A 25,564-nucleotide genomic window follows, 5' to 3' on the forward strand; every position below is an offset into this window, starting at 1 on the left:
CTTGAGCTTCGAACTGAGTGGCAAAGGTGTGCGCGATGTGGTGCAGACCACGTTCATCCTCAATGGCGAAAAACATGAGTACTTCAACCAGAAGGAACGCTGGCAGCGCTTCGGCTGGCCGGGGCGCAGCGATTATCCCGGGGTCAGCCTGACCTGGACCAGCGTCCACACCGGCGAACGACTGTTCGCCGACTACGCCGGCACCTGGGGCCTGATCCGCTTGCTGGAACAGGCCAAGTTCACGCCGCTGGACGATGGCGACAGCCGCTATCGCATGGTGCTCAAGGCCCCCGATGGCCTGGGCCTGACCTGGCACCTGCGCACCGAACTGGATGCCGGGCCGATGACGTTGCTCAAGTTACGCGGGTTTACGTTGCCGGGGCGGATATTTCTGGAGGGGCGTGGCGCGGCGGAGGGATAGGCATACATGCGGTGGCGAGAGCGTTTACCCCCGCCAAGCCTCGCAGGACCCGCCTGCTCATGCGTTCAAAGTCCTTTAAGTGAATGAGCTGCGCGACCGCGTTTGCCGGTGGCTTCCAATAATCCGACCAAGGTAAATACCAGACCAATGCAGCCCAATAATACCGGCGTCCCCCTAAGCCTCCCCGCCATCGATAATGGCGCTGCCGGCGGGTTGCTCGGGCAAATAGCGCACCCGCACTGGCTGGTTTTTTGATAGCCGAAGATAAAGCCGCCCTGAGGGTAGGCGATCTGTTCGCCGCTGGCGGTAATGAAGGCGATTTCAGGATGCGAGCCACCGGCATTCAAGTGGCTGACTGGGCCGCCAGCAACTCGGTTATCCCAGGAACCACCGAGCACGCTGGCTCGAGGCTGTTCAAGCCTTCTTTGTCTTGGGCAAAAAGATCGCCAACACCCCAAGCAACGGCAGGAACGAGCACAACCAATACACGTATTCGATGCCGCGAACGTCTGCCAGATGCCCCAGCAACGCAGCACCAATCCCACCGAAACCGAACATCAAGCCAAAGAATACGCCGGCGATCATGCCGACATTGCCCGGCACCAGTTCCTGGGCGTACACGACGATGGCAGAGAACGCAGAGGCCAGGATGAAGCCGATCACCACGCTGAGGATGCTGGTCCACAGCAGGTCGACATGAGGCAGGATCAGGGTGAATGGCGCCACGCCGAGGATCGAGAACCAGATCACCGCCTTGCGCCCGATCCTGTCGCCGATCGGGCCGCCGAAGAAGGTCCCCGCCGCCACCGCGCCAAGGAACAGGAACAAGTGCAGTTGGGAAGACGCCACTGACAGGTCGAACTTTTCGATCAGGTAGAAGGTGAAGTAACTGGTGAAACTGGCCATGTAGAAATACTTCGAGAACACCAACAGGCCAAGCACCACCAACGCACTCATGACCCGCCCCTTGGATAAGCCGTGGGTTGCCGCCTGGCCTTGCTTGAGCTTGAACAGGTTCAGGTGATTGGCATACCAACGGCTGATGCGGTACAGCACGAACAAGGCAAACAGCGCGAACAAGCCGAACCAGGCCACATTGCCTTGCCCATAGGGAATGATGATCGCCGCGGCCAGCAGCGGGCCGAATGCGGAGCCGGCGTTCCCGCCCACCTGGAAGGTCGACTGCGCCAGGCCATAACGGCCACCGGAAGCCAGTCGCGCGACCCGCGATGCCTCGGGGTGGAAGGTCGACGAGCCGATGCCGATCAAGGCAGCCGCCAGCAGGATCAAGGCAAAGCTGCCGACCATGGACATCATCACAATGCCAATCAGCGTGCACACCGTCCCGGCCGGCAACAGCCAGGGCTTGGGATGACGATCGGTGTGATAGCCGACCCAAGGCTGCAACAAAGATGCGGTCAACTGGAACGTGAGTGTGATCAAGCCAACCTGGGTGAAGGTCAGGCCGTAGCTGTCCTTGAGCATCGGGTAGATGGAAGGCAGCACGGCCTGGATCAGGTCGTTGATCAAGTGGGCCAGCGCCACCGCACCAATGATGCGCATGACCAACGGGCTGCTTTGGGGCGTGGCGGAAATGGACGTCGCGTCGGCCTGGGTATTGCGGATAGCCATGGGAGGTTTCCAGACGGCAGGTGGGAGCACACGGGCAGGTGCGCCAATGTGCCATTTTTCAGTGCGGCAAGGCTATCCCCTTAGCTTGCTATCGACCTATAAAAAATAGTCGGCAAACCAAGGTGATAGCGCAACGCCATGGTCTGAATCTTGCCTTGTAAATGCTTTACGACGCGGCCCCTTACAAAGGGGACCGAGAATGGGAAGTTTCGCTACAGAGCAGGCCTACAGAGCCAGCCTGGACAAGCTTTCGAGGCCTTTTGAAAGGGCACCCGTTTCGGCACTTGTGTAAAAACGCACAGAATTAGTGCACGGGTGTCCAGGGGAGTATGGGCATGCAGGCTTTTCTATCACCGGGCATCCGGTTGCTGGGGCATTTTGGTTTCGCCCGTAAATTCCAATTGTTGTTCCTGTTGTTCATCCTGCCGCTCATGGGCAGTTTGTGGCTCATTGGCCAGGATTATCGCGACAAGCTCAACCTGATTTCCGTGGAGCGCGCCGGTGTCCGCCAGTTACTGGCCTTGGACAACCTGGACAACCTGCTCGCCGCCCAGCGCAACCGCGCGGCGCGCTGGCGGGCCACGGAGACCAATCGACAACCTACCCCCGCGACGCTCGCCGCCATGGCCGCGTTCGATGCGGTGCAACCGGCACTCAACCAGGCCGCCAATGATCTTGGCGCGACGCTGCAGGCCGAAGGCGCCGAAGCCGACACCCTCGCCCGCTATCAGACCTTGCAGGCCAGCCTCAACGGCCTGGACTCCAAGAGCCTGGGCACCGTAGGCTGGTGGCCGGACGGCTACGATCGTTTCACCGCAGCCCTCAGCGCCTTGCAAGCGTTGCGCGAACAGATCGTCATGGACAATCGCCTGACGCTTGCTTCCTGGCTGGAAACCTACCTGTTGACGCAAATCTCGACCCAGCAGACCCCTGATCTGATCGAACGTGTCGGCCGCCTGGCCAGCGTTGGCCAAGCCTCGGTGGTGTCAGGCCAATTCACCTTGCAGAGCCGCCTGCAACTGCGCGACTTGCGTAGCCGCATCGGCGACGCCCGGGATCAATTGGTCAAGACCGGTGCGCTGCTGGAAACACGCCTGCCCAGCGAATTGCAGACCTGGGCCGGCCAATTCCAAGGCAGCCTCAAGAACCTGGACGGCGGTTTGAAAACGCTGGATGACGGCGTGTTCGGCGGCTCCATCAGTCTCAAACCGGAAGGCTTCGAGAAACTCATGGATGCCCTTCTCGTTGACCTGGCGACTTTGCGGCAACAATCGCTGGTGGCCCTGGACACCCGGCTGGACCACTACCATGGCTCGGCGATCCGCCAGTTCACCTTGGTCGCCATGGTGCTTGGCTGCCTGTTGCTGGCCGCGCTGTACCTCTTCATCTGCCTGCAGGCCTCCATTCGCCGCAGCGCCAGTGGCATTACGCTGTTGGCCGAAGCCCTGCGTGACGGAAACCTCAGCCTGCAAGTACCGGTGCAAGGGCGCGACGAGCTGGCTGCGATCAGCACCGCGCTCAATGTCGCCGTGGTGCAGTTGCGCAGCAGCCTGCTGGGTGTGGATCACGAGACGCTGCAACTGAGCGACGCCGTGCGCATCCTCAATACACACTCCAGCGGAGCCTTGGGCGAAGTCGAGGCACAGCAGATGCAAATCAGCCAGATTGCCGCCGCCGCGACGCAACTGGCCGCGACCTCCCAAGGCGTTGCGAAAAGTTGTGAACAGGCGTCAGACAGCGCCCAGCAAACCCGCCGCATCGCCGCCGACAGCAGTCGCGACAGCCAACGCACCACGGCAAGTATCCAGCAGCTCAACCAGCGACTCAACGAAACCGCCGCTGCCTTGGGCCGGGTCAGTGAACAGGGCCAACAGATCCAGCTGGTGGTCGATACCATTCGCGGCGTGGCCGAGCAGACCAATTTGCTGGCGCTCAACGCCGCCATCGAAGCCGCCCGTGCCGGTGAACAAGGCCGGGGCTTTGCCGTGGTGGCGGATGAAGTGCGCAGCCTGTCGCAACGCACCCAGTCCTCCACGCAGCAAATCGCCGGGACCGTCGATAGCCTGCGCGCCACCGTCAACGAAGCCGTCAGCCTGATGGAAGCGGCCTGCGGCCAGGCCCAGACCGATGCGCAAGCCGTCACCGGCCTTGGCGAACGCCTCGGGGAAATCGCCAGTGCCGTACAGAGCGTCACCGACACCCTGGCGCAAATCGCCACGGCGGTGGATGAACAGGCCAGCACCGCCGACGAAGTCAGCGGCAATATCCAGCAGGTCGATCAGGCGGCCATGCGCTTGCTGGAAGGCGCCCGCGCCGTGAACCTGGCGGCGGACACCTTGAGCCAAGGCAGCCAGGCCTTGAGTGCAAACACAGGGAGATTTCAACTCGGTTGACGGGCATTGGTGACGAGGATGGATAAGCGGTTGAAAGTGCAGAGAAATATTTTGGATTTACGCTTGACACATCTTCGTTACCAGCGAATAATGCGCGCCACTTGGCTACATAGCTCAGTTGGTTAGAGCATAGCATTCATAATGCTGGGGTCCGGGGTTCAAGTCCCTGTGTAGCCACCAAGTCCTGTTCAACGATGTTTTCGAACGTCTTTGAACAACAAGAAGCCCGCCTAGTGCGGGCTTTCTTGTGTCTGGGTATATCTCCCTGAATGCCCCGCAAGATTCAACTGTTCCCACGGGGCCTGGTGATTTATGCGGCTTCCTGGAAATCCATCTCCGGTGGCTGGCGACGAAAACCTCCCGTCAGCACCGCCAGGTACACCACGCCAATCGCCAGCCAACTCAGCCCCAGATAAATCGCCAGGTGATCGAGGCTGACCATCAGCCATAGGCCCGCCGCCAGCCCGATGAATGGGAACAGCAGGAACAACACGACCTCACGCAGCCCCTTCTTCTGCGCGCCGATCCAGTAGTGAAAGATCACTGACAAGTTCACCAGGCTGAACGCCAGGAACGCGCCGAAGTTGATGAATGAGGTTGAAGTGGTGACGTCCAGTTTCAGCGCCAGCAAAGCGACCACGGCGCACAAAAGGATGCTGTTGACCGGCGTACCAAAGCGTTCGTGCAAGGTGCCGAAGATCGATTTTGGCAGCACGCCATCACGCCCCATGGCGAACAACAGCCGCGAGCCGCTGGCCTGGGCCGACAGCCCCGACGCGAACTGGCCGACGATCAGGCCGATCAGGAAGATCGAGACGAACAGGTCGCCACCGATATTACGAGCAATTTCATAAGCCGCCGAGTCGACACTGTCGAACTGCGACGACGGATGCGCGATCTGTACGAAGTACGACACGCTGACGAAGATCAATCCGCCAATCAGCGTAATCAACATGATCGCCCGTGGGATGGTCCGGCGCGGGTCGCGGGTTTCTTCGGTCAAGGTGCTGACCGCGTCGAACCCCAGGAATGAATAACAGGCGATGGCTGCGCCGCTCATGATCAACGGCATCTGCATGTCACCGTCGAAGAACGGCTTGATCGACCACAAGGGTTTGCTCGCATCCCCGCCGACGTAATGTACACACAGTGCGACGAAGGCGATCAGGACCAGGAACTGCACCAGCATCAACAGCGCGTTGATGCCGTTGGCCAATTTAAGACCGAAGATGTTGATCCCGCTCGTGATGCCGATGAACACCAGCACCCAGAGCCATTGCGGCACGCCCGGGAACGCGGAGTGTAGGTAGGCCGCGCCGATCAGCCAGATCGCCATGGGCAAGAAGAGATAATCGAGCAATACCGCCCAACCGGCGATGAAACCCAGTTTCGGGCTGATCGCCTTGCGCACGTAGCTGTAGGCCGAACCGGCGACGGGGAATGCCGCGGCCATTCGGCCGTAGCTCATCGCGGTGAAAAACATGGCCACCAGTGCCGCCAGGTAAGCGGCGGGGACCATGCCGGAGGTGGATTGAGCGAGGATGCCAAAAGTGCCGAGGACAATGATCGGTGTCATGTAAGCGATGCCGAACAGCACCACCGACCCCAGTGACAGGGTGCGTTGCAAACGAGCCATGAGCGACTACTCCGAATTATTAGATTTATGGCAGAGCCGAGTTCGGCGCAATTTCGGGTGTTACGTTGTTGTTCTGGTTTTTGGCCAACAGGAATGTGTCGCTTGCCCGCGAAGGCGTTAGCCCTGGCGACACAGGATCAGGATCAATGCGAAGGAATCAGCAGCTCCCGCAATCCGCAGGCATGCTCAATGATGTCTCCCGGAATTTTCAGTCGCTGATCGTCCAGATACCGATAATCACGTCGCGCCGTCGTCAGTTGATCCAGGTCCAACACGACCGAGAACTGCCCTTGCTCACGTCCGGCCTCGAACAACAACGTGCCTAGCGGGTCCACCAATGCACTGCCGCCTGCGAACACCAACCCGCCATCGCCCTCTTCCACCCGATTGACCATCAGCGCGAAGGCCTGGTTTTCCTGGGCACGGGCCATGATCGCGGTGCGGTGAGTCGGGCCATACGGATCCATGTTGCCGTTGGTGACGATCAGCAGCTCGGCCCCCAGTTGCGCCAGGGCCCGGGCGGTTTCCGGAAATTCAATGTCGTAGCAGATCAGCAGGCCGACCCGTACACCGTTCCACTCACACGTGGCGTAACGATCACCGGCCTCGAATACGCCGCGATCCGACGCCCAGAGGTGCGTCTTGCGATATTTCAGGGCAATGCCCTCTGGTGTGATCAGCAACGTGGTGTTGTAGAAACGGCCGCCATCGTTCTCGGCCACGCCGATTACCACGGCAATGTCCTGTTCCCGGGCCGCAGCGAGCACCGAACTGACGGTCGGGCCGTCCAGCGGTTCGGCGGTTTCGGCCAATGCCTCACGCGACGGAAAGCCCATCAGGTGCGTTTCGGGAAATACGATCATCTGCGTGTCGGCAGCACAGGCGGCAATCGCCTCGAGGGCGCGTTCCAGGTTGTAAGCCGTATCGTTATCACGGCCCGCCAATTGGGCGAGTTCAACTTTCATGGGTATTCCTTGTTCTTGACCAGGCGGGTAGAAAGATTGCCCGGTCGGTGTCTGTGCGCCAGTATGCGCAGCAAGCCCGCGGCCGGGAAATCACGCCGCTGGGGTAACCCGATGGGGGTAGAGGCATGACACTTTCGCTGGATGACATCGCGTGGCACCGCTCGGTCGGGCAACTGATCGATGCCCTGGACAAGCCCAATTTCTGGACGCAGCTGGTCCGTTTGCTCGATCAATACGTACCTTTCGACAGTTGGGTGGCACTGCTTTTCAGTGCCGACCAGCGCCCGCAGGTGTTCGCCGAATGCCCGGCCGCGGATGGCAGTCCGGACCAGCTTTTCCAGGACTATCTGCGGGGGCTGTATCTGCTCGATCCGTTCTACATCGCCTGTCGCGAACAGTCGCGCACCGGGCTGTATCGCCTGTCGGAAGTCGCACCGGAACATTTCGAGTTGACTGAGTATTACCAGCGCTACTTCCGTCTGAATGTGGTGTCCGATGAAGTCCAGTTCAATTGCCAGCTCGAAGGCGACCGCACGCTGTGCCTGTCGCTGGGCAGCAAGCAGCGGTTCAGTGGCGAGGAGATTGCCTTGCTGTCGCTCATCCAGCCCTGGGTCCTCGGCCTGCTGCGCCAGCGCCTGCCTTACGAAATCAACGAAGTGGTGGCCCTTGCCCCAGCACCGCCGCAAGCCGACTGGCGCGTGCAGTTGGAAGCGTCAGTCCAACAGCTCAAAGGCGCGCAACTGACCGCGCGGGAACTGGACGTCGGGCGTTTGATGCTCAGCGGTTGCTCCAGCAAGGAAATCGCCCGCAAGCTGGAAATTTCCGTCGAAACCGTGAAAGTTCATAAGAAACACATGTACAGCAAACTGGGAATCAAGTCCCAGTCCGAGCTGTTTTCGATTTTTCTCCAGGCGCAGAATGCCTGATTGGCCTTCATGTGTAGCCAACCCGCACTCAAAACGGTCTATCGAAAGATAAGCCGTTTTTTATGCCCCAAGTGAATCACCGCCGCTAAGACCGCCTCCCGCTGATTTGCGCCCCGCGTCTCGCATCGCTACAGTCGACCTGAATATCCCCGGGCCATGGACGGAGCGACACGTGCTTTCAGATCTCAAACCGAATCTTCATCGCCTGTCAGCCGTTTCGCTGCTGGCTGTCGCCTTGGCACTGGTCGCTTGCAAGGCTCCGCCCTCCTCCACGACCGCTCCCCTATTGCCCACTGCCCCGGAAATGGCTTCCGGCTACCGCACCGACCTGCAGACACGCCACGCGGATAAACACATGGCCGCCGCGGCGAACCCGCTTGCCGCCGAAGCCGGCCGGGAAATGTTGCGGCGCGGCGGTTCGGCCATCGACGCGGCGATCGCTATGCAGGCGGTGCTGACCTTGGTGGAGCCGCAGTCTTCCGGCATCGGCGGCGGTGCTTTCATTGTGCTGTGGGACGGCAAGGCGGTGCGCACCTATGACGGGCGCGAAACGGCACCGGCCGGCGCTAGCGAAAAGCTGTTTCTCCAGGCCGATGGCAAACCCATGCCGTTTACCGCCGCGCAGATCGGCGGGCGCTCGGTGGGAACGCCGGGCGTGTTAAGAGCCCTGGAGCTGGCCCATCGCAAGCATGGTCGCCTCAAATGGGCCGCGCTGTTCGAGCCGGCGATTGCGCTGGCAGACCAGGGTTTCAGGATTTCCCCCCGGTTGCACTCGATGATTGCGTCCGATGCGTCCTTGCCGGGCTCGCCCGACATGGCCGCGTATTTCCTGAACGCCGACGGCAGCCCCAAGGCGGCCGGCACGCTGCTGAAAAACCCCGCACTGGCGCGTGTCCTCCAACGCATTGCCAACGAAGGGCCGGACGCGTTGTACGAAGGGCCGATCGCCGAGGAGATGGTCGCCAAGGTCCAGGGGCACGCCAATCCCGGCAGCCTTTCGCTAAAGGATCTCGAGGGCTATGCCGCCCGGGAACGTGCCCCGTTGTGTACCGATTACAAGCAGTGGCAGGTCTGCGGAATGGCACCGCCGTCTTCGGGTGGCATTGCCGTGGCGCAGATCCTCGGGACACTGCAAAGCCTGGAACAGCGTGACGGTCGCATGTCCCTCGCGGCGTTGAAACCGCACAGGTCCGACAAACCTGCAGGCATCGAGCCTGCGCCCGAAGCGGTGCACCTGATCGCGGAAGCTGAACGCCTGGCGTACGCCGACCGCGCTTTATACGTCGCCGACTCGGATTTTGTTCCCGTACCGGTCAAAGGCCTGGTCGACCGCGGTTATCTGGCGAGCCGCGCAAGCCTGATCGGCCCGCGCAGCATGGGCGTTGCCAAGCCAGGAATACCGCCGGGCATACAAATGGCCTTCGCGCCAGACCGCTCGCCCCTGCGCATTTCCACATCGCAAGTGGTGGCCGTGGATGACCAGGGCGGTGCCGTGTCGATGACGACCACGGTCGAGTCGGCGTTCGGCTCGCACCTGATGGTCCAGGGATTCATGCTCAACAACCAGATGACCGATTTTTCGTTCATCCCCGAAGAGAATGGGCAGAAAGTCGCCAACCGCGTCGAACCCGGCAAACGCCCGCGCTCGTCCATGGCGCCGACATTGATCTTCGACCGTCAGAATGGCGAACTGCTGGCTGCGGTCGGTTCACCGGGGGGATCGCAGATCATTGAATACGTTGCCAAGTCAGTGATCGGCCTGCTGGATTGGAATCTGGATCCGCAGAAGGCCATCAATCTGCCCAACTTCGGCAGCCGCAACGGCCCCACGGAGCTGGAACAGGGGCAATTCAGCGCGACGCTGATCCAGGCGCTGAAAGACAAAGGTCACGCTGTGAGCGAGATCGACATGACCAGCGGCACCCAGGCGATTGTCCGGGTGCGCGATGGCCAAGGAAAAGCCTCGTTGGCGGGCGGGGCGGATCCGCGGCGAGAAGGAGAAGCGCTGGGGGACTGAGCGCTCATCGATCAGGTCGACAACTGGTTGGCAAACTGGCTCACCGCATCCACGACCTTCTTCGCCCCGTCCTGAATCTCGACGATCACGCTGCCCGCCTCGGCCGCCAGGGCCAGGCCTTGTTCGGCCTGGTGCTGACCGTCGGTCATCAGCGCCACGGCATTGCGTGCCATGTCCTGGTTCTGGCGGACAACGCCGACGATCTCATCGGTTGCCTGGCTGGTACGCGATGCCAATTGCCGTACTTCATCGGCTACCACCGCAAACCCGCGGCCCTGTTCGCCGGCACGAGCGGCTTCAATGGCGGCGTTGAGCGCCAGCAGGTTGGTCTGTTCGGCGATGCCGCTGATGGTCTTGACGATGGTACCGATCACCACGGATTGTTCGTTCAATGCCTCGATCCCCTGGCCGGCAGTCTGCATGTGCCGCGCCAGGTCGCGCATCACATCCACGGCCTGAGTCACGACGGTAGTGCCGCGCTGGGCACAATGGTCGGTTTGCTGCGATGTGCTGTAGGCAATACTGGCAGCCTCGGCGACGGCTTTTTCCTGGTTGACCTGATCAGTGATGTTGGTAGCGAACTTGACGATTTTGTATAGACGGTCGTTGGCGTCGACCACCGGGTTATAGGAGGCTTCCAGCCAGACCTCGCGGCCGCTGCTGTCGAGACGCTTGAAACGTCCGGCCACGAACTCGCCGCTGTTCAAGCGCTTCCAAAAGTGCTGGTAGGTCGCGCTGTTGTATTCCTCGGGCTCGCAAAACGTGCGGTGGTGCTTGCCCTTGATCTGCGCAAGGCTGTAACCCATCGCGTTGAGGAAACGATCATTGGCCGTCAACACGTGCCCGCCCAGGTCGAACTCGATCACCGCGGTCGAACGCACCAAGGCGCCAATCAGGTTCTCGTGCTCGCGGGAATTCTCGATGGTGCGGGTCAGGTCGTTGGAGTACATCGAGAAAAAACGAATTCGCCCGTCCGCATTGCGTACCGGCTGGAGAATCGAGCGCAACCAGGCCTCCTTGCCGTCGCCCCGCACTAGGCGCACGGCGCCGGAGAAGTGCTCGCCACGGGTCAACGCGGTCTTGAAGCGAATCTGGAATTCATTGGACTTCAGGTAGGCCGGAACCAAATCCTCGACAGACCGGCCAATCAAGTCTTGGCTCTTGTACTGCATGTCGTCGAGAAAGTTCTGGTTGACTGACTGTATCCGCCCTTCGGCATCGAGGGTCAGGCCCATCATTTCTCGATCCAGGCTCTCTTTTACTTGCATAAGACTAGAGAGTTCTTGGCGAAGAGCGAGCAGCTCCTGCTTCAGGCGATTGTTGAACATGGCAAGCTCCGGCTGGCAGGAGAAATACTGCTATTCCCTTGCCATCGGCCCGGCATTTTTTTTCTAAAGAGTGCCACTGGTCGGTCTGAAAAATAGTCAGGTCGTGCTCGAACGCCGGTCCGTCTCCCACGGTCATTGAAATGTTCCATTGTTGGCGTCCGACCGCCGATGCTTCGTCGTCCCAGGTACCGATAACCATAAAAAACCGAGGTAATTGCCGTGACCACTGACATTGAAGACAGCCGTTCCGCCCGCTTTGCGCTGCGCTGTTCCAATTTTGCCGAGCGCTGGTTTCCCGACTCCTGGGTCTTTGCCGCATTGGCGGTGCTGGTGGTCGCCTTGGCGACGCAGCTCATTGGCGCCAAACCCGCCGCGGCCGCCATGGCCTTCGGCGACGGGTTCTGGAGCTTGATCCCCTTCACCATGCAGATGGCGTTCGTGGTGATTGGCGGTTACGTGGTCGCCAGCTCGCCACCGGCCGTCAAGCTGATCGACCGCCTGGCGCGCATTCCCAAGAACGGCCGTTCCGCCGTGGCGTGGGTGGCACTGATTTCCATGATCGCGTCACTGCTGAATTGGGGCCTGTCGCTGGTGTTCGGCGGTTTGCTGGTGCGCGCCCTCGCCCGCCGCACCGACTTGAAGATGGATTATCGCGCCGCCGGTGCCGCCGCTTATCTGGGCCTTGGCGCGGTGTGGGCGCTGGGGTTGTCTTCCTCGGCCGCGCAATTGCAAGCCAACCCGGCAAGCCTGCCGCCGTCGATCCTGTCGATTACCGGCGTCATTCCATTTACCCAGACGATTTTCCTTTGGCAGTCCGGGGTGATGCTGCTGGCGCTGATCGTGATTTCGGTGATCATCGCGTATGCCACCGCCCCCGGCTCCAACAGCGCACGTGATGCCGAAGCCTGCGGGATCGACCCCAGTTTCAGCATGCCGGCGCTGCAACCGCGAACCCGCCCCGGGGAATGGCTGGAACACAGCCCATTGCTGACCATCGCCCTGGTCCTGCTGGCCGCCGGCTGGCTGTTCCATGAGTTCTCGACCAAGCCGGCGATCAGTGCCATTTCCGGGCTCAACACCTATAACTTCCTGTTCATCATGCTCGGCGCCTTGCTCCATTGGCGGCCACGCAGTTTTCTCGACGCCGTGGCCCGCGCGGTGCCGACCACCACCGGCGTGTTGATCCAATTCCCGCTGTATGGCTCGATCGCCGCGCTGCTGACCACGGTCAAGGGCAGCGACGCACAGACATTGGCTCACCATATCTCGACCTTTTTCGTACAGATCGCCAACCATGACACCTACGCCTTGTTGATGGGCGTCTACTCGGCCGTGCTGGGATTTTTTATTCCTTCCGGCGGCGGTAAATGGATCATCGAAGCGCCCTATGTGATGCAGGTGGCCAACGACTTGAACTATCACCTGGGCTGGGCCGTGCAGATCTATAACGCCGCCGAAGCGCTGCCGAACCTGATCAATCCGTTCTATATGCTGCCATTGCTCGGCGTGCTGGGGCTGAAGGCCAGGGACTTGATCGGGTTTTCCTTCGTGCAGTTGCTGGTGCACACGCCATTGGTACTGGTGCTGCTATGGGCGCTCGGGACGACCTTGACGTATTTGCCGCCGGTGATGCCATAAAGCCATAAAAAAGGGCCGATTTTTCCATCGGCCCACTTCTTCTTCGGCTCCGTCTGTTTCAGTATGGATACACCCTGTTTCGAGGGGCCCACGCTGAAAAGGATCTGAGCATGTTCAAACTCGCCGTACTTCCTCTCGCCGCCCTGGCCTTGAGCGCCACCGCCCAAGCCGCAGACATCGATGTAAACCTCGGCAGCACCGAACGCGTCACCCGTCTCTTCGCTTATCCCAACAACTGCAACGTCATTTGTTTTCGCGACTGGACACTGGAACAGACCGTCGAGCATTACCTGACCCAAAGCGTGCAGCGCGACGGCTACGACGCGGCCAAGGTCAGCGTCAAAAGCGACAACGGCACCGTCTACGCCAACATCAGCGGCGTGCCGAAGAGCTATGGCCAGCCGCTGAAGGCCCTGCTCGATGCCGGAGACCTTGCGTACAACGGCGCCACCAAACTCAACAACGACAAGAAATGGGCCTACGACTGGTACCTGTTCCTACCGTTGGGCATGGCCTTGGACAACCGCAAGAGTGTCGAGCTGTTGCACTTCCCGCCGGATTATTCCCTGACCCAGGCCCAGGATTACCTCGAGTCGGCCACCACTGATCGCTGGGCCACGCTGCTGACCGTCAATGGCATCGCCGCGCCAAACACGCCCGCTTACCAGACCATCATCGACATCGCGCCCATCGCGGCACCGTCCAACGCGGGCAGCACACTGGCGGGGCTCTACAGTTACTTCAACGATTACCAGACCACCATGGTTTCCCAGGTTACCCGGTCCTCAAGCGGCGCCGCGTTGCCAATGGTGGCCTTCGGCGCGCCCGTCCGGGACTGGATCAAGACCCAGTACGGCCCGACCGTGAATGTGCTCGGCCTGGCGACCATTACAACCGGCAGCGGGACCAAGGTCCCGGTCCTCGGCTCCAATCACCCCAGCTACATCTGGTATGCCGCCGACCCGGACAGCTACGACGGTGACCAGGCCAAGGCCGACGCCGCTGGTTTGAAAGTCATGGGCCAGGACCTGAGCGCCGCCTGCTGGCAAGCCGGAATGGGCAGCAAGCCAGGCACCGACCCGAGCACATTGCTGAACCAATGCACGCAAACCTGGCAGGTGACGCAAAAAGAGAAGACTTGCGAGTTGTTCTACACCTCGGTTCGTAAACTGAGCGAGGCGGATGCGCAGAAGAAATGTGCGACTGCACCGGTCAAGTCGGAACTGCAACAGCTGAAAGTGCCGATGCCATTGCCTGCCGAAGCCGTATAGAGACCGCCAAGCGTTCCCGCGTAAGCCACTGCTTACACGGGAACGTTGCCCTCAGGGCGCGTCGACCGGGCGTAGCCGATACTGCGGCGGCAGCTGCTCGAAACCGCTGATCGTGGTGTCCAGGCTTTTCCAGCGGCCATCCTTGATGCCGTAGATGCAGCCATGGATCGACAACTTCTGCCCTCGGTGCCAGGCGTTCTGCACAATGCTGGTGTGGCCGACGTTCGCCACCTGCTGGATCACGTTGAGTTCGCACAAGCGGTCCACGCGCTCTTCCTCGGTCGGCAGCTTGGCCAGGGCGTCGCGGTGTTCGTAATACAAGTCGCGAATCGAGCGCAGCCAGCCATCGATCAGGCCCAACTGGCGGTCCTGCATCGAAGCACGCACACCGCCGCAGCCATAGTGACCCGTCACCAGGATGTGCTTGACCTTGAGCACATCGACTGCGTACTGGATGACCGAGAGGCAGTTCAGGTCGGTGTGCAGCACCACGTTGGCAACGTTGCGGTGCACAAACAGATCACCCGGCAGCATGCCGACGATTTCGTTGGCCGGCACCCGCGCATCGGAGCAGCCGATCCACAGGTATTCAGGGGTCTGCTGACGAGCCAGCTTGGCGAAGAAGTCAGGATCCTCCTGCTTGATCGCATCGGCCCAGCGCGCGTTGTTATCAATCAGATCTTGTAATTCATTCATGCTGTCCAGCCTCGATAGAGAGTGCGCAACTGTGACAGACGACCGCCGGTCGAGGTCACGTCGGCGATGCATTGGAATTCCTGGCCCCGCTGTCGGTCGACTCCTAGTAAGGCCCACAGTATGAGGAATTGCCATGAATGATTCACGACGTCCCTACGATGCGGTGCAACCGGAACCCATCGACGACAACGAAGACCGCATGGGCTCGATGCGTGAGCTGGAATTCGATGACGATGAATACGACGCCAGGATCGGCGATGAATTGCCGGAGGACGAACGCGAGCAGTTGATGCCGGATGAGCGTGTGCGTGAAGCGGGCATGACGGGAGCCTCGATGGACGACCGCCAGCCGACCGACGATGACATGAGCCCCGAAACCCTGATCCGCGAAGACGGCGCCCGGGACGCCCAAGAGGCCGGCGAGGATGAACAGGCCGATTGGGACCTGAGCGTCGTGGGTGAGAACGATATAGGTGGAGGCGATGGGCTGGACGAAGCGGAAATGGCTGATATCGATCCGCTCGATGGCAAGCGTTGACCAGTACCGCCACCGCTCCCACTGGATTTCGTGTTCACAGGCCTTGAGTGGCCACTGATCCTGCGGGAGCGAGCTTGCTCGTGATGGCGGCAGTCCAGTCGACTCAATCCACCAAGGTACACGCCATGACCACCGCATCCTCGCGCCCGCCCACTGCCGGGTAATAATCGCGCCGCCGCCCAACCTCGTTGAAGCCATAGCGCTCATACAGCCGGAACGCCGTGCGGTTGCTGTCGCGTACTTCCAGGAAGCACTCGCGCGCCTCGGCCTTGTAGGCGATCGACATCAAGTGTTCCAACAGCCGCAAGCCAAGGCCCCGCCCCTGGTTTTCCGGTTTGACAGTGATGTTGAGCAGGTGCGCCTCATCCAGGATGATCTGCACCACGCCATGCCCCACCTGTTGCTCGCCTTCGAACATCAGCCAGATCTGGTATTTGCCCAAACCGTCGAGAAATATTCCACGGGTCCAAGGATGACTATAGGCCGCGTATTCAATCTTCAGCACAGCGTCGAGGTCCGCCTCGGTCATCGGGCGGAACGATACAGCATCACTCATTCGATTCTTTCCAGCGCGCCATCAGCCGGCGCATGGCTTGCCAGACTTCAGCCTTGCGCTGTGGCGTTTCCATTAAGAGTTCCAGCCCGGGCAACGCCCAGGCCGAGCCCAGGCCTTCGACCTGCAGCTCGCGGTTGAACGCCTCGGCATCCGCCTCCCCGGCAAACCTTACCGCCGGCAGGCCGATCAGCCACAGGCACACGCAGGGCTCGTCCTCGAGCCGCGCCGAAACGAAGCCCTGGACGAAGTCCCGCGCCGCTTCAGGCCCCTGGTCCATCGTACCCCGTGACAACAACGGCCAACGTACCGGTTCGCCGACGATCTGCGGGCTGTCCGGCAGGCCGGCGGCGCGCAGCATGTCCTTGAGCAGCAGGTAAGCGGGATCGCGGCTTTGGAACGGGTCACCTGTGGGTAACTCCACCAGCAACAGGCAGCGCCCGGCGCGCAGCAATTGCAGGGCGAAGCGCGGCGGCGGCACGTGGGCGGCCTTGACCGGGGCCGGCGCTTCGTCGGCCTCTTCTACCGGTTTGGCATTGGTACGGGTCGAGGCCAGGCTCGGACGCGGGACTTCGATTTTCGGCCGCTCGGCGGCAGGCGCAACCGGTTCGGCAACGGTCTTGGCCACAGGCGCCACCACTGCCGGCGCAACTTCCTCCGGTTGGGGCACATCCAGCAGCTCGGGCCGCGACGGGGCGGCGAACGGCAATTCGGTACGCGGCAGCCAGTTGACCACCTGCATGGCGGTCAGATAGGCGCGGCGACGGGACTCGATAAGCAAGGGTCGGCCACTTGTGGATAACTGAAAGTGGGAGCGATTCTACCGCCCTTCGGCGCGGATCGCTTCCCTGTCGCTTCATTAGTTGCTCAATAGACGACGACAGTCCGTCCAAGGGGTGAATCGCAACCGGCCCGATGCAGTACAATCGCCGCTTTTAATTGCCAACCCGACGGCCATTGCGATGATCGAACCCAAGCGCGTCTTGCGCGCCCTCGCTGAACACTGGGCATTGCTGGAACCTTTGTGCGAGCACTTCGACCAGGGCACCCTGAGCCTCAACGAATTGCGTTCACAGCTGGCCGCCCAACAACTGGACAGTACGCCCCAGGACATCACCCACCTGCTGGACGTGTGGATCCGCCTGGACATCCTCGTGCCGGTGGCGAAAAGCCCGAACCGTTTCGAGCTCAATGCCCAGATCCATGACTTCCTCGCCTACCTGCGCCGCGAGCACCGCCTGGGCCTGTGCCTGGAAATCGAAGCCTACCTGCGCCATCTCGAGCGCCTGGCCGGTTATATCCAGGACGCCTTCGATGTGCGCGACGGCAACGATCTGGCCCGCCAGTTGCGCCTGCTGGACATGCGCGTGCGCGACGTCCTCAAGAAACTCGCCAACGATGAACAAGCGCTGGTGGCCGTGGCCGAACGGGCCAAGACCAGCGACCGGCAGATCCCGCTGCGCCAGCGCTACGCCGAAGTACTGGCGACCTGGGACGAATACGTCGAGCCGATGATCCAATTGGTCAACGCCGACGGCGCCTTCGAGCAAGGTGTGCGCAAGGTCGAGAACGTACTGCTGCGCATGCTCACCGAACAGCAACGCCTCGGCCACTTGGTGGACGACGACATGCTGCTGCGCACCCACGCGCGCATCCTGGAGATGCAGACCAGCGCCCAGTTGACCCTGCGCCATGCCCGGGAATTGCTCCTGCCGCTGCGCGAAGAGGCCCGCCGGCACAACGCCGTGACCCGTGGCGCGGCGCTGGCCCTGGCTGCCATTCGCCGCAAAGGCATCGATGCCGTGCCGCAAGCCGCCATGCCGCTGTTCACCCGTCCGCAAAGCACCTTCCTGGGCAGCGCCAGCCAGGTCGAGGCCTATGTCTATGCCCTGGCGCGTTTCGAGCCGAAACCGGCGCGCTTCCCCAAGTCCCACAAGACCCACAAGGGCGGCGATGCGCCGCGTGCGCCGCGCACCGTACGCGAGATGGTCGAGCGTTGCGAAGACGCCCTGCCGATGCCGGACTTGATGACCTGGCTGCTGGAGCAAGAGCCGGACGGCGCCACCGACGAATTGCTGTACTGGTTCTCGCGCCTGTCGCGGGAAAAACGCTTCAAGCGCGAGCGTCTGGAACGCCGCGAATACCACACTCACGAGCATCAGGTCAGCCTGCGCTCCTTCGCCCTGCTCTCGGCCGGCGACACCGCCGCCGAGGATTCTGCGAGCATCCCCCATGCATCTTGATCTATCCGAACTGTCCCAGCTGGCGCCGATCTTCCGCGAGCTGTTCAAGGGTTATCACGTCAGCCGCCGCGACCCGGAGCTGTACGCGCAACTGTCGAACTTCCAGGACCAGTACCGCACGCTGTTCAAAGCCTTGGGCTTCGAGCTGGTGTGCGACACCCGTGGTTTCTACTACTTCGTGCCGGACCTGGCCGCGGCCGCGGTGAACAAGACCGCCCAGCGCCTGGCGCTGTTCACCTTCATCCTGGTCGAGCACCTGGCCGACCAGGGCCGCGACCCGATCGCTGTGCTCGACGGCGGCAGCCTTGGCCGCGATGAACTGCCTTCATTGCTGGAGAAATACCGCGACCTGTTCATCCAGGCCGAAGTGCAGACCCAGGAAGAACTGGAAGAAAAAATCATGCGCCGCATGACCCAACTGGGTTTTGCCAGCGAGGAGAACGGCGTGTACCGCTTCCTGCCGCCGATGCATCGCTTCCTCGATGTCTGCCTGTCCGTCCAGCAGGACCGCGACCTGGCCGCCAGCCTGCACAGCGTGCTGCCGTTGCCGGCGCCGGTGCTGATCGACGAAGACAGCGACGAAAAATTGCTGCAGACCGATGATCCGCTGGACCTCAGCGAATTCGAGGGTGAAAGCGAAGAAGACGCACTGGCCCGCGCCATTGCCGAAGAACAGGAGACCGACGCATGAGCAAGGAACGCTACGGCATCCGCCGCTTTGCCCTTTTGAACACCGCCGGCTACAGCCTTGGCTTGTTCCCGCTGGAAGAACCGCTGTCGGTGTACGGCGCGAACAACCTGGGTAAATCCGCCTCGATTAACGCCTTGCAGTTCCCGATCCTGGCGCGCATGTCGGACATGAGCTTCGGCAAGTACAGCCTGGAACAATCCCGGCGCTTCTACTTTGCCTCGGACACCAGCTACATCCTGGTGGAAGTCGCCCTGCCCCATGGCCCACACGTGATTGGCGTGGTCGGTCGTGGCCCTGGCGGCGGTTTCGGTCACCAGTTCTTTGCCTACGCCGGCAAACTGGACCTGGCCCATTATCAGAAAGACGACACCTGCCTGCGCCAGAAAGAGCTGTTCACCAATCTGGAACGCGAAGGCCTGAAAGCCTACGAACTCAAGCCCGATGAACTGCGCCGCCTGCTGGTGGGGGGGCACACCTCGATCCCGCTGGACTTGACGCTGATCCCGCTGCGTTCCACCAGCGAGCAAAGCCTCAAGACCTTCCGCGCGTTGTTCATCAACCTGCTGCACATGCGTGAAATCACCGCGGCCAAGCTCAAGCAATTGTTCCTTGACGCGTTCGAGCACAGCCTGCGCTCCGGCAGCGTGGACTACATCGCCGCGTGCGAAGAAGCCTTCCGCGACGTACGACGCATGGAGCAGGACTACAACTCCCTGGTAGCGGCCGGTCCGCTGGTGGAAGCCTTGGCCAATGGCGTGAAGCAGCGCGATATCCTGCGCGGCAAACTGCATCGCCTGTCACCGCTGCTCGACTCGCTGCTGGGCACTTGGTCGGACTATGCCAGCGCGCGCAAGGAAGAGCTGACCATCCAGGCCGAACACTACCGCAACGAGCAGGATTCGCTGCAGAACGACCAGCGCGGCGGCACCCAGGAGCTGATGCGCCTGGAGCGGGAAATCAGTGGCATCCAGCGTTGGCTCGGCGAGCTTTCGGTGCTCAAGCATCGCTTTGCCCTGGTGGATGACGTCAAGGTCTTGGAACAGCAACTGCTCGCCGCCAAGGACGCCCATGACGAATTGGCCGGAGCGTTGGCCCAGTCCCGGCAATTCAGCGCCGAAGACCTCGAAGAACGCCTGCGGGACCTGGAAAAGCGCCTGAAGTCGGTCAAGCAACAACTCGATCACGCCGACAACAACAGCTACGCCCGTCTGCGCGAGGAATTCTCGCAACAGGACGTCGAGCGCCTGATGCGCCTGTTCAACAGCGCCCTGTTCAGCCTGCCACTGGGTGAGCACGGCATCGCGCTGGATGAAAACGGCGAGTGGGTCAAATCCATGGAGCTGATCCTCGACGGCTTCAAGGGCGAGCGCTTCGAAGTGCCGGGCCTGTCCATCGACTTGTCCCACATCGAGCCGCCGGCCCTGCAAGCCCTGGCTGACCGCGCCGCATTGCGCGACCAGAAAGAGCGTCTGGAAAAAGAGCTCAAGCAGCTCAAGACCCAGCAAGCCGTGGCCGCCGACCGTGCCGCGAGCAAGACCCAGACCGAGGCGCTGTACCAGCAGGTCCTCGACGCGCAGAAAGCCCTGGAAGATTACCGTCGCACCCAGACCTTGAGCGCCGAAGAGGGCGAGAAACTCGAGCAACTGGCGCAGATGGAAGCCGCCCAGGACGAACTCAAGCGCTCCAGCGATGCCTTCACCGAGCGCGTCCAGCAATTGTCCGCCAAGTTGCAACTGGTGGGCCGGCAGATCGCCGACATGGAAGCCAAGCAGCGCACCCTCGACGATGCCCTGCGCCGTCGTCAATTGCTGCCCGCGGACCTGCCGTTCGGCACGCCGTTCATGGACCCGGTCGACGACTCCATGGACAACCTGTTGCCTCTGCTCAACGACTACCAGGACAGCTGGCAAGGCCTGCTGCGAGTCGACGGCCAGATCGAAGCGTTGTACGCGCAGGTGCGCCTCAAGGGCGTGGCCAAGTTCGACAGCGAAGACGACATGGAGCGGCGCCTGCAACTGCTGATCAACGCTTACGCCCACCGTACCGACGAAGCCCTGACCCTGGGCAAGGCGCGCCGTGCGGCAGTGACCGACATCGCCCGGACCTTGCGCAACATCCGCAGCGACTACGACAGCCTTGAGCATCAACTGGCGCTGTTCAACCGCGAGATCAACAAGCGCCAGGTGTCCAACCTGCAGAGCTTCCGTATCGTCCTGGCGCCGAACAAGGAAGCGCTCAAGCACATCGACCAGATCATCCACAGCGCCGGCCAGTACGAGGAAGGCGAGACGCTGTCGGTGTTCGACCTCAGCCAAAGCGCCGAGCAGGACAACAAGAACGAAGAAGCCAAGGAATACCTGGCGCGGCTGGTAGCGGCGAATCACAACCAGCTCGGCCTCAAGGACCTGTTCGAACTGGCGTTCGAGATCACCAAGGTCAACGGCCAGCCGGTGATCCACACCGACATCGACGGCGCGGCGTCCAACGGCACCACCATGACCATCAAGGCGCTGACCAACATGTATTTGTTGCTGCACTTGATGGACCGCGAACAGGCCGGTCGCGTGCGCTTGCCTTACTACCTCGACGAAGCGGCGGACATCGACGAGAAGAACCAGGCCGCACTGCTGGAAACCAGCCTGCAACTGGGCTTCGTGCCAATCCTGGCCAGTGTGAAGCCGCAAGTGTGCGCCAGTGTCGCCATCGACCTGGAAGGCGGCAGCGGCCCGAACGGCATCTACATCGATGAGGCGGACTGGAAATACATCCGTCGCCACGATGCGGTGAAGGCCACGATGAACGTCCAGGCCGATGAGCCGGAGTTGGATGCGGTTTAAGGTAATTAGCTGGATGTGAAAAAGGCCGCGATCCATTGGATCGCGGCCTTTTTTGTCATCGCATACCTGTGGCGAGGGAGCTTGCTTCCCCGCCACAGGGGGCCATATCAATAGCTACTTGCCGAGACTGATCTTCGGCGCCCAGGTCAGCCATTCATCTTCAAACTTGTCGAACAGTGGGAAGGTTTGCTCCGGTCGTGCCGGGTTACCCATCCGCTCGCCGTCCGGCGTTGCAAAAGCGATACCGCCCTGGATCAGCGTCTCCAGCGATTCGGTCCGCACCGTCGCGCCTTTGAACAGGCCGAAGTCCAGGCCGAAGCCGCTGCTGTTCCAGAAGCGTGTGCCGCTGCGCACCAATGGTGCGTATTTGGGCTCGATCAGTATGTGTATCAGCACCCGGTCCGCCGTCTGGCCCAGCTCGTATCCCGTGACCTTGCCGACGGTCACTTCGCGGTAGGTCACCGGGACGCCAATCTTCAACGAACCACGCCGGGCCGCACTCAATACGAGGCTCAAGCCCGCTTCGGGCACGGCATTCTCGGGTGGTTCGGCCAAGGCCACGAACTGTTTCTGTGGGCCCAGGTTTTTCGCCGAGGGTTGCACTTCGATGTACTGGCCGGTCACCAGCGTTTCCAGGTTGGAGGTCTTCATCAAACCCAACTCTGGCTTGACCACCCAGAACTGAGTCCCGGTGCGGGCGATACGCTCCGGCACTTCGGTGATCCGTGCGGTGACCAGCACGGACTGCATGTCGGCGCTCAGGTCGACGTCCTCGATCTTGCCCACATCCAAGCCCTTGAACCGGATCGGCGTGCCGCTGCGCAAACCGTCGGCACGATCGACCTTGATCGTCACGACGGTGCCTCGTTGCTGCGCGGCTTCACGGTCCTCGTGCAGACGGAAGCGCGGGATGCGTCGTTTCAGCGGCACGTTCGGCTCCGGTGTTTCGAAAGCGATCCCGCCGGCCATCAAGCTTTGCAGGGATTCGCTCTTGACCTGGATCCCGCCGGTCAAACCGCCCGTGAGGGTGACGCCGCTGGCGTTCCAGAATCGCGTGGAGCCGTTGACCAGCCCTTCGTATTCCTTCTCGATGTGCACACCGATGATCAACTGCTTCTTCTTGCGCGAGAACTGATAGCTCTGCACCGATCCGACCTTGACCTGCTTGTAGAGGATCGGGCTACCGACCTCCAGCGAACCGAGATTCTCGGTCAACAAGACCAGATGCAGCCCCGGTGAACGCAGGTCCAACGGCGGCGCCTTCGCCCTCGCTTCGAACTCGCGCTGCGGCGCTCCGCCTTTGTCGCCCGGGCGCACGGCAATGTAGTTGCCCTTGACCAACGCTTCCAGGCCCGTGATGCCCGCCAGAGAAATCGATGGCTTGACGACCCAGAACTGAGCACCGGCGACCAGATAATCTTCGGCCAACGGATCGAGCGTCAACTCGGCGCTGGCGCTGGACAGGTCCGGATCGACTTTCAACGTCTTCAGGCTGCCGACCTGGATACCCTTGTACATCACAGGCGTACGGCCAGCCTGCAAGCCTTCGAAATCGCTGAGCTTGACCTTGACGCGAATCCCGGCGGCGGCAGCCTCGAAATCCTCATACAGGCGAAATGGCAGGCTAGGGTCCGTCGGGGGACTGTCCTTGCGGTTCTCCGGAGTGGCAAACGCGATGCCTCCCGCCACGATACTGGCCAGCGACTCGCTGCGCACTTTGACGCCCGACAGGTTGGCGTCGATGCTGATGCCGCTGGCGTTCCAGAAACGCGTGTGCTTGCGGACCAGGCTGGCATAGGTCGGCTCAATGAAAACCTTGACCTCTACCGTGCGTTGATCCTCGGACAGTGAGTAACTTTTCACTTGCCCGACCTGGATCTGCTTGTAAAAGACCGGGCTGCCACGGTCCAGGGATCCCAGTCGATCGGCTTTGATCGTCAAGTGCAGGCCAGGCTTGGCATCAGAAAGCGGGGGCTCTTCGGCCAAGGCCTTGAATTTGCGAGTCGACTCGCCCTCTCCGGGGCTGATGGCAACGTAATTGCCGGAAACCAGCGTCTCCAGGCCGGTAATGCCTGCCAGGCTCACGCTTGGTTTGACCAGCCAGAAACGTGTTCCAGTCTTGAGATACTGGTCGACTTCCTTATTCATCTCGATGGTCGCGATAACACCCTTCGAGTTGCCCTCATCATCGAGCGTGAGGTCTGTCACCTTGCCGACTGTCATCCCTTTGTAGACGACCTCAGTCTTGTTGACCTGAATGCCTTCGCCGCTTTCAAAACGCACATTGATTTGGATACCGGTCTCGTTATAAGCCCGCCAGCCAAGCCAGCCGCCAATGATTAAAGCAATCAACGGCAGGACCCAGATGGCCGACCAGTTCGAAGCCGGTCGTGTTTTAGCAGTAGGCAAATCAGTCATGGTCGTCATCCGACTCCGTGTTATCCCAAATCAGTCGGGGATCGAAGGTTACTGCGGCAATCATTGTCAAAATCACTACGCTGGCAAATGCGATGGCGCCAAGACCGGCTTCGACACTGGCAAGCCGACCGAAATTCACCACAGCCACCAAAATGGCAATTACAAAAATATCCAGCATCGACCAGCGGCCGATGAATTCGATAAAGCGGTACATGAGGATGCGCTGACGCGCCGACATGGGTTGGTGACGTTGCACGGACAATAACAACAACGCAATACCGACCAACTTGAAGGTGGGCACTACGATACTGGCGATGAATACCACCGCCGCAATGGGAATCATGCCGTGCTGAACCAACTCGATCACACCCGCCATGATGGTGCTTGGCGCGCCCTGGCCTAACGAGTTGATGGTCATGATCGGCAGGACGTTGGCAGGGATATAGATAATTGCCGCCGTAATCAACAATGCCCAGGTCCTCGTCAAACTGTTCGGACGACGAGGGTGAATTCGAGCGCCGCAGCGAGTGCAGGTTTGCGTCTCGGCGTCGGCGTCGTGTCGATTCAACTCATGGCATTCGGTACAGACCAGAATGCCCGCATCAATTGCTCGCATGGGCATCTTCTTCCGATAGCGCCTGCCAGATCTGGTGCGGTGACATCACCACTTCCAGCCAGACCTGAATCAGCAACAGGCTGACAAAGCACACCAGGCCCAGCCCCACGGTAATCGCCGCCATATCTGCAAGCTTGACGATGGCAACCAGCACGCCCATGAGATAAACCTCGAGCATTCCCCAATCCCTTAGATGGTGATAAATGCGATACAACAACAAGCCGTAACTTCTTCCGATGTTCCAGCGAATGGTCAGCAGTACAACCAACTGGCAAAGCAACTTGAGCAGCGGAATGCCCATGCTGCACAGGAAAACCACCACCGACACACCTTGCATCCCCGTATCGAACAAACCGACCACGCCACTCCAAACGGTGTCTTGGGAGGATTGCCCAAGCAGATTAAGCTGCATGATGGGTAAGAAGTTCGCGGGAATGAACAACAGCAGAGCGGCAATCACCAAGGCAAGACTGCGATCAATTACGTTGTGCCGGTGGGCGTAGAGCTCATATCCACAGCGCGGGCATTCGGCCTTTTCACCATGTGCCAACTGAGGCTTGCGCATCAGCAGGTCACACTCATGACACGCTACCAGATCGCTCAAAGGTAGATCTGACAACCTATCAACGTCTGACGGATCGGGCATAAACAGCTCTGGCTCAACTAAGGTGGGGCTATTCTAGTGCTGCGGCTCAAAAATAACTGCGCAAATTTAACATGAGCTATCGCAGATTTTATGGCAGGC

General features: G+C 60.9%; 21 protein-coding genes, 1 tRNA gene and 1 pseudogene. 11 read left to right on the forward strand and 12 right to left on the reverse strand.

What is annotated here, in order from left to right:
• On the forward strand, nt 1–421 hold a 421-nt coding region (locus JZ00_RS28520), incomplete at its 5' end, for a type VI secretion IcmF C-terminal domain-containing protein (RefSeq protein ID WP_046510203.1).
• A gap of 65 nt (nt 422–486) precedes the next feature.
• Here JZ00_RS28520 and JZ00_RS30610 read toward each other — a convergent pair.
• Both JZ00_RS30610 and JZ00_RS28525 read right to left on the reverse strand, forming a co-directional pair.
• On the reverse strand, nt 487–819 hold the full coding sequence (locus JZ00_RS30610) for a DUF3592 domain-containing protein (RefSeq protein WP_412177695.1): 333 nt from the start codon (nt 817–819) through the stop codon (nt 487–489).
• A gap of 16 nt (nt 820–835) precedes the next feature.
• On the reverse strand, nt 836–2,053 hold the full coding sequence (locus JZ00_RS28525) for an MFS transporter (RefSeq protein ID WP_039594555.1): 1,218 nt from the start codon (nt 2,051–2,053) through the stop codon (nt 836–838).
• 335 nt (nt 2,054–2,388) lie between these two features.
• On the opposite strand from JZ00_RS28525, the gene JZ00_RS28530 reads away from it, so the two are divergent.
• Together JZ00_RS28530 and JZ00_RS28535 are read left to right on the forward strand one after the other, a co-directional pair.
• On the forward strand, nt 2,389–4,446 hold the full coding sequence (locus JZ00_RS28530; RefSeq protein WP_039594554.1) for a methyl-accepting chemotaxis protein: 2,058 nt from the start codon (nt 2,389–2,391) through the stop codon (nt 4,444–4,446).
• 103 nt (nt 4,447–4,549) lie between these two features.
• Nucleotides 4,550–4,626, forward strand: a tRNA-Met gene (locus JZ00_RS28535).
• A 130-nt stretch (nt 4,627–4,756) separates the two neighbouring features.
• On the opposite strand, the gene JZ00_RS28540 is transcribed toward JZ00_RS28535, so the two are convergent.
• On the reverse strand, nt 4,757–6,082 hold the full coding sequence (locus tag JZ00_RS28540; protein WP_039594553.1) for an APC family permease: 1,326 nt from the start codon (nt 6,080–6,082) through the stop codon (nt 4,757–4,759).
• A gap of 143 nt (nt 6,083–6,225) precedes the next feature.
• Nucleotides 6,226–7,047, reverse strand: coding sequence for a carbon-nitrogen hydrolase family protein (locus tag JZ00_RS28545; protein WP_039594552.1), 822 nt, complete (start codon nt 7,045–7,047; stop codon nt 6,226–6,228).
• A 125-nt stretch (nt 7,048–7,172) separates the two neighbouring features.
• Between JZ00_RS28545 and JZ00_RS28550 the strand changes: the two genes are divergently transcribed.
• Both JZ00_RS28550 and ggt read left to right on the forward strand, forming a co-directional pair.
• Nucleotides 7,173–7,973, forward strand: coding sequence for a helix-turn-helix transcriptional regulator (locus JZ00_RS28550; RefSeq protein WP_039594551.1), 801 nt, complete (start codon nt 7,173–7,175; stop codon nt 7,971–7,973).
• Between the two features lie 172 nt (nt 7,974–8,145).
• A complete protein-coding gene (gene ggt / locus JZ00_RS28555; protein ID WP_039594550.1) occupies nt 8,146–9,990 on the forward strand; it encodes a gamma-glutamyltransferase in 1,845 nt (614 codons plus the stop codon).
• Nucleotides 9,991–10,001: 11 nt separating this feature from the next.
• Here ggt and JZ00_RS32140 read toward each other — a convergent pair whose 3' ends face one another.
• Both JZ00_RS32140 and JZ00_RS32145 read right to left on the reverse strand, forming a co-directional pair.
• The gene (locus JZ00_RS32140; protein ID WP_412177696.1) at nt 10,002–10,454 is read right to left on the reverse strand and encodes a methyl-accepting chemotaxis protein; all 453 of its coding nucleotides are present in this window, start codon (nt 10,452–10,454) and stop codon (nt 10,002–10,004) included.
• An 87-nt stretch (nt 10,455–10,541) separates the two neighbouring features.
• Nucleotides 10,542–11,318 (reverse strand): annotated as a pseudogene (locus JZ00_RS32145) (PAS domain-containing protein); the annotation flags it as partial.
• A gap of 219 nt (nt 11,319–11,537) precedes the next feature.
• Here JZ00_RS32145 and JZ00_RS28565 point away from each other — a divergent pair.
• Nucleotides 11,538–12,956 carry a short-chain fatty acid transporter gene (locus JZ00_RS28565; RefSeq protein WP_039594548.1) on the forward strand — a complete coding sequence of 473 codons (1,419 nt, stop codon included), beginning with the start codon at nt 11,538–11,540 and terminating at the stop codon, nt 12,954–12,956.
• A 110-nt stretch (nt 12,957–13,066) separates the two neighbouring features.
• A complete protein-coding gene (locus tag JZ00_RS28570) occupies nt 13,067–14,227 on the forward strand; it encodes a hypothetical protein (RefSeq protein ID WP_039594547.1) in 1,161 nt (386 codons plus the stop codon).
• Between the two features lie 51 nt (nt 14,228–14,278).
• Here JZ00_RS28570 and can read toward each other — a convergent pair whose 3' ends face one another.
• Complete coding sequence (gene can, locus JZ00_RS28575; protein ID WP_039594546.1) at nt 14,279–14,923, reverse strand: carbonate dehydratase; 645 nt, start codon at nt 14,921–14,923, stop codon at nt 14,279–14,281.
• A gap of 133 nt (nt 14,924–15,056) precedes the next feature.
• On the opposite strand from can, the gene JZ00_RS28580 reads away from it, so the two are divergent.
• Nucleotides 15,057–15,461: a hypothetical protein gene (locus JZ00_RS28580; protein WP_039594545.1), complete on the forward strand. Its 405-nt coding sequence runs from the start codon at nt 15,057–15,059 to the stop codon at nt 15,459–15,461.
• A 103-nt stretch (nt 15,462–15,564) separates the two neighbouring features.
• Here JZ00_RS28580 and rimI read toward each other — a convergent pair whose 3' ends face one another.
• Together rimI and JZ00_RS28590 are read right to left on the reverse strand one after the other, a co-directional pair.
• Entirely contained in the window at nt 15,565–16,017 is a 453-nt protein-coding gene (gene rimI / locus JZ00_RS28585) for a ribosomal protein S18-alanine N-acetyltransferase (RefSeq protein WP_039594544.1), read from the reverse strand.
• Nucleotides 16,010–16,795, reverse strand: coding sequence for an energy transducer TonB (locus JZ00_RS28590; RefSeq protein WP_082112143.1), 786 nt, complete (start codon nt 16,793–16,795; stop codon nt 16,010–16,012). Before JZ00_RS28590 ends, rimI begins: the two co-directional genes overlap by 8 nt.
• A gap of 181 nt (nt 16,796–16,976) precedes the next feature.
• On the opposite strand from JZ00_RS28590, the gene mksB reads away from it, so the two are divergent.
• The 3 genes from mksB to mksF are packed head-to-tail and all read left to right on the forward strand — an operon-like array spanning nt 16,977 to nt 21,785.
• Complete coding sequence (gene mksB / locus JZ00_RS28595; protein ID WP_039594542.1) at nt 16,977–18,257, forward strand: Mks condensin complex protein MksB; 1,281 nt, start codon at nt 16,977–16,979, stop codon at nt 18,255–18,257.
• Nucleotides 18,247–18,948, forward strand: coding sequence for an Mks condensin complex protein MksE (mksE, locus tag JZ00_RS28600; RefSeq protein ID WP_014340217.1), 702 nt, complete (start codon nt 18,247–18,249; stop codon nt 18,946–18,948). The genes mksB and mksE overlap by 11 nt, the downstream gene beginning before the upstream one ends.
• Complete coding sequence (gene mksF, locus JZ00_RS28605; RefSeq protein WP_039594541.1) at nt 18,945–21,785, forward strand: Mks condensin complex protein MksF; 2,841 nt, start codon at nt 18,945–18,947, stop codon at nt 21,783–21,785. Before mksE ends, mksF begins: the two co-directional genes overlap by 4 nt.
• A 114-nt stretch (nt 21,786–21,899) precedes the next feature.
• On the opposite strand, the gene JZ00_RS28610 is transcribed toward mksF, so the two are convergent.
• From JZ00_RS28610 to JZ00_RS28620, 3 genes are read right to left on the reverse strand one after another with little or no spacing between them, the layout of a single operon-like run.
• Nucleotides 21,900–24,203 (reverse strand): PqiB family protein, encoded by a 2,304-nt coding sequence (locus tag JZ00_RS28610; protein ID WP_039594557.1) that lies wholly within the window; start codon nt 24,201–24,203, stop codon nt 21,900–21,902.
• Nucleotides 24,196–24,819, reverse strand: a complete 624-nt coding sequence (locus JZ00_RS28615; RefSeq protein ID WP_039594540.1) for a paraquat-inducible protein A — start codon at nt 24,817–24,819, stop codon at nt 24,196–24,198. Before JZ00_RS28615 ends, JZ00_RS28610 begins: the two co-directional genes overlap by 8 nt.
• Nucleotides 24,806–25,465 carry a paraquat-inducible protein A gene (locus JZ00_RS28620; protein WP_039594539.1) on the reverse strand — a complete coding sequence of 220 codons (660 nt, stop codon included), beginning with the start codon at nt 25,463–25,465 and terminating at the stop codon, nt 24,806–24,808. The genes JZ00_RS28615 and JZ00_RS28620 overlap by 14 nt, the downstream gene beginning before the upstream one ends.
• Nucleotides 25,466–25,564 lie beyond the last annotated feature (99 nt).

The sequence above is a fragment of the Pseudomonas frederiksbergensis genome (genome assembly GCF_000802155.2).
Classification (GTDB): Bacteria; Pseudomonadota; Gammaproteobacteria; order Pseudomonadales; family Pseudomonadaceae; genus Aquipseudomonas; species Aquipseudomonas frederiksbergensis_A.

Bases quoted from the DNA above. Each gene is read 5' to 3' on its own strand.
- JZ00_RS28530 (WP_039594554.1), top strand. From the start codon at position 2,389: ATGCAGGCTTTTCTATCACCGGGCATCCGGTTGCTGGGGCATTTTGGT.
- mksF (WP_039594541.1), top strand. From the start codon at position 18,945: ATGAGCAAGGAACGCTACGGCATCCGCCGCTTTGCCCTTTTGAACACC.
- JZ00_RS28615 (WP_039594540.1), bottom strand. From the start codon at position 24,819: ATGCGAGCAATTGATGCGGGCATTCTGGTCTGTACCGAATGCCATGAG.
- JZ00_RS28550 (WP_039594551.1), top strand. From the start codon at position 7,173: ATGACACTTTCGCTGGATGACATCGCGTGGCACCGCTCGGTCGGGCAA.
- can (WP_039594546.1), bottom strand. From the start codon at position 14,923: ATGAATGAATTACAAGATCTGATTGATAACAACGCGCGCTGGGCCGAT.
- JZ00_RS28545 (WP_039594552.1), bottom strand. From the start codon at position 7,047: ATGAAAGTTGAACTCGCCCAATTGGCGGGCCGTGATAACGATACGGCT.
- JZ00_RS28580 (WP_039594545.1), top strand. From the start codon at position 15,057: ATGAATGATTCACGACGTCCCTACGATGCGGTGCAACCGGAACCCATC.
- mksB (WP_039594542.1), top strand. From the start codon at position 16,977: ATGATCGAACCCAAGCGCGTCTTGCGCGCCCTCGCTGAACACTGGGCA.
- JZ00_RS28525 (WP_039594555.1), bottom strand. From the start codon at position 2,053: ATGGCTATCCGCAATACCCAGGCCGACGCGACGTCCATTTCCGCCACG.
- JZ00_RS28620 (WP_039594539.1), bottom strand. From the start codon at position 25,465: ATGCCCGATCCGTCAGACGTTGATAGGTTGTCAGATCTACCTTTGAGC.
- JZ00_RS28610 (WP_039594557.1), bottom strand. From the start codon at position 24,203: ATGACTGATTTGCCTACTGCTAAAACACGACCGGCTTCGAACTGGTCG.
- mksE (WP_014340217.1), top strand. From the start codon at position 18,247: ATGCATCTTGATCTATCCGAACTGTCCCAGCTGGCGCCGATCTTCCGC.
- JZ00_RS28570 (WP_039594547.1), top strand. From the start codon at position 13,067: ATGTTCAAACTCGCCGTACTTCCTCTCGCCGCCCTGGCCTTGAGCGCC.
- rimI (WP_039594544.1), bottom strand. From the start codon at position 16,017: ATGAGTGATGCTGTATCGTTCCGCCCGATGACCGAGGCGGACCTCGAC.
- JZ00_RS28540 (WP_039594553.1), bottom strand. From the start codon at position 6,082: ATGGCTCGTTTGCAACGCACCCTGTCACTGGGGTCGGTGGTGCTGTTC.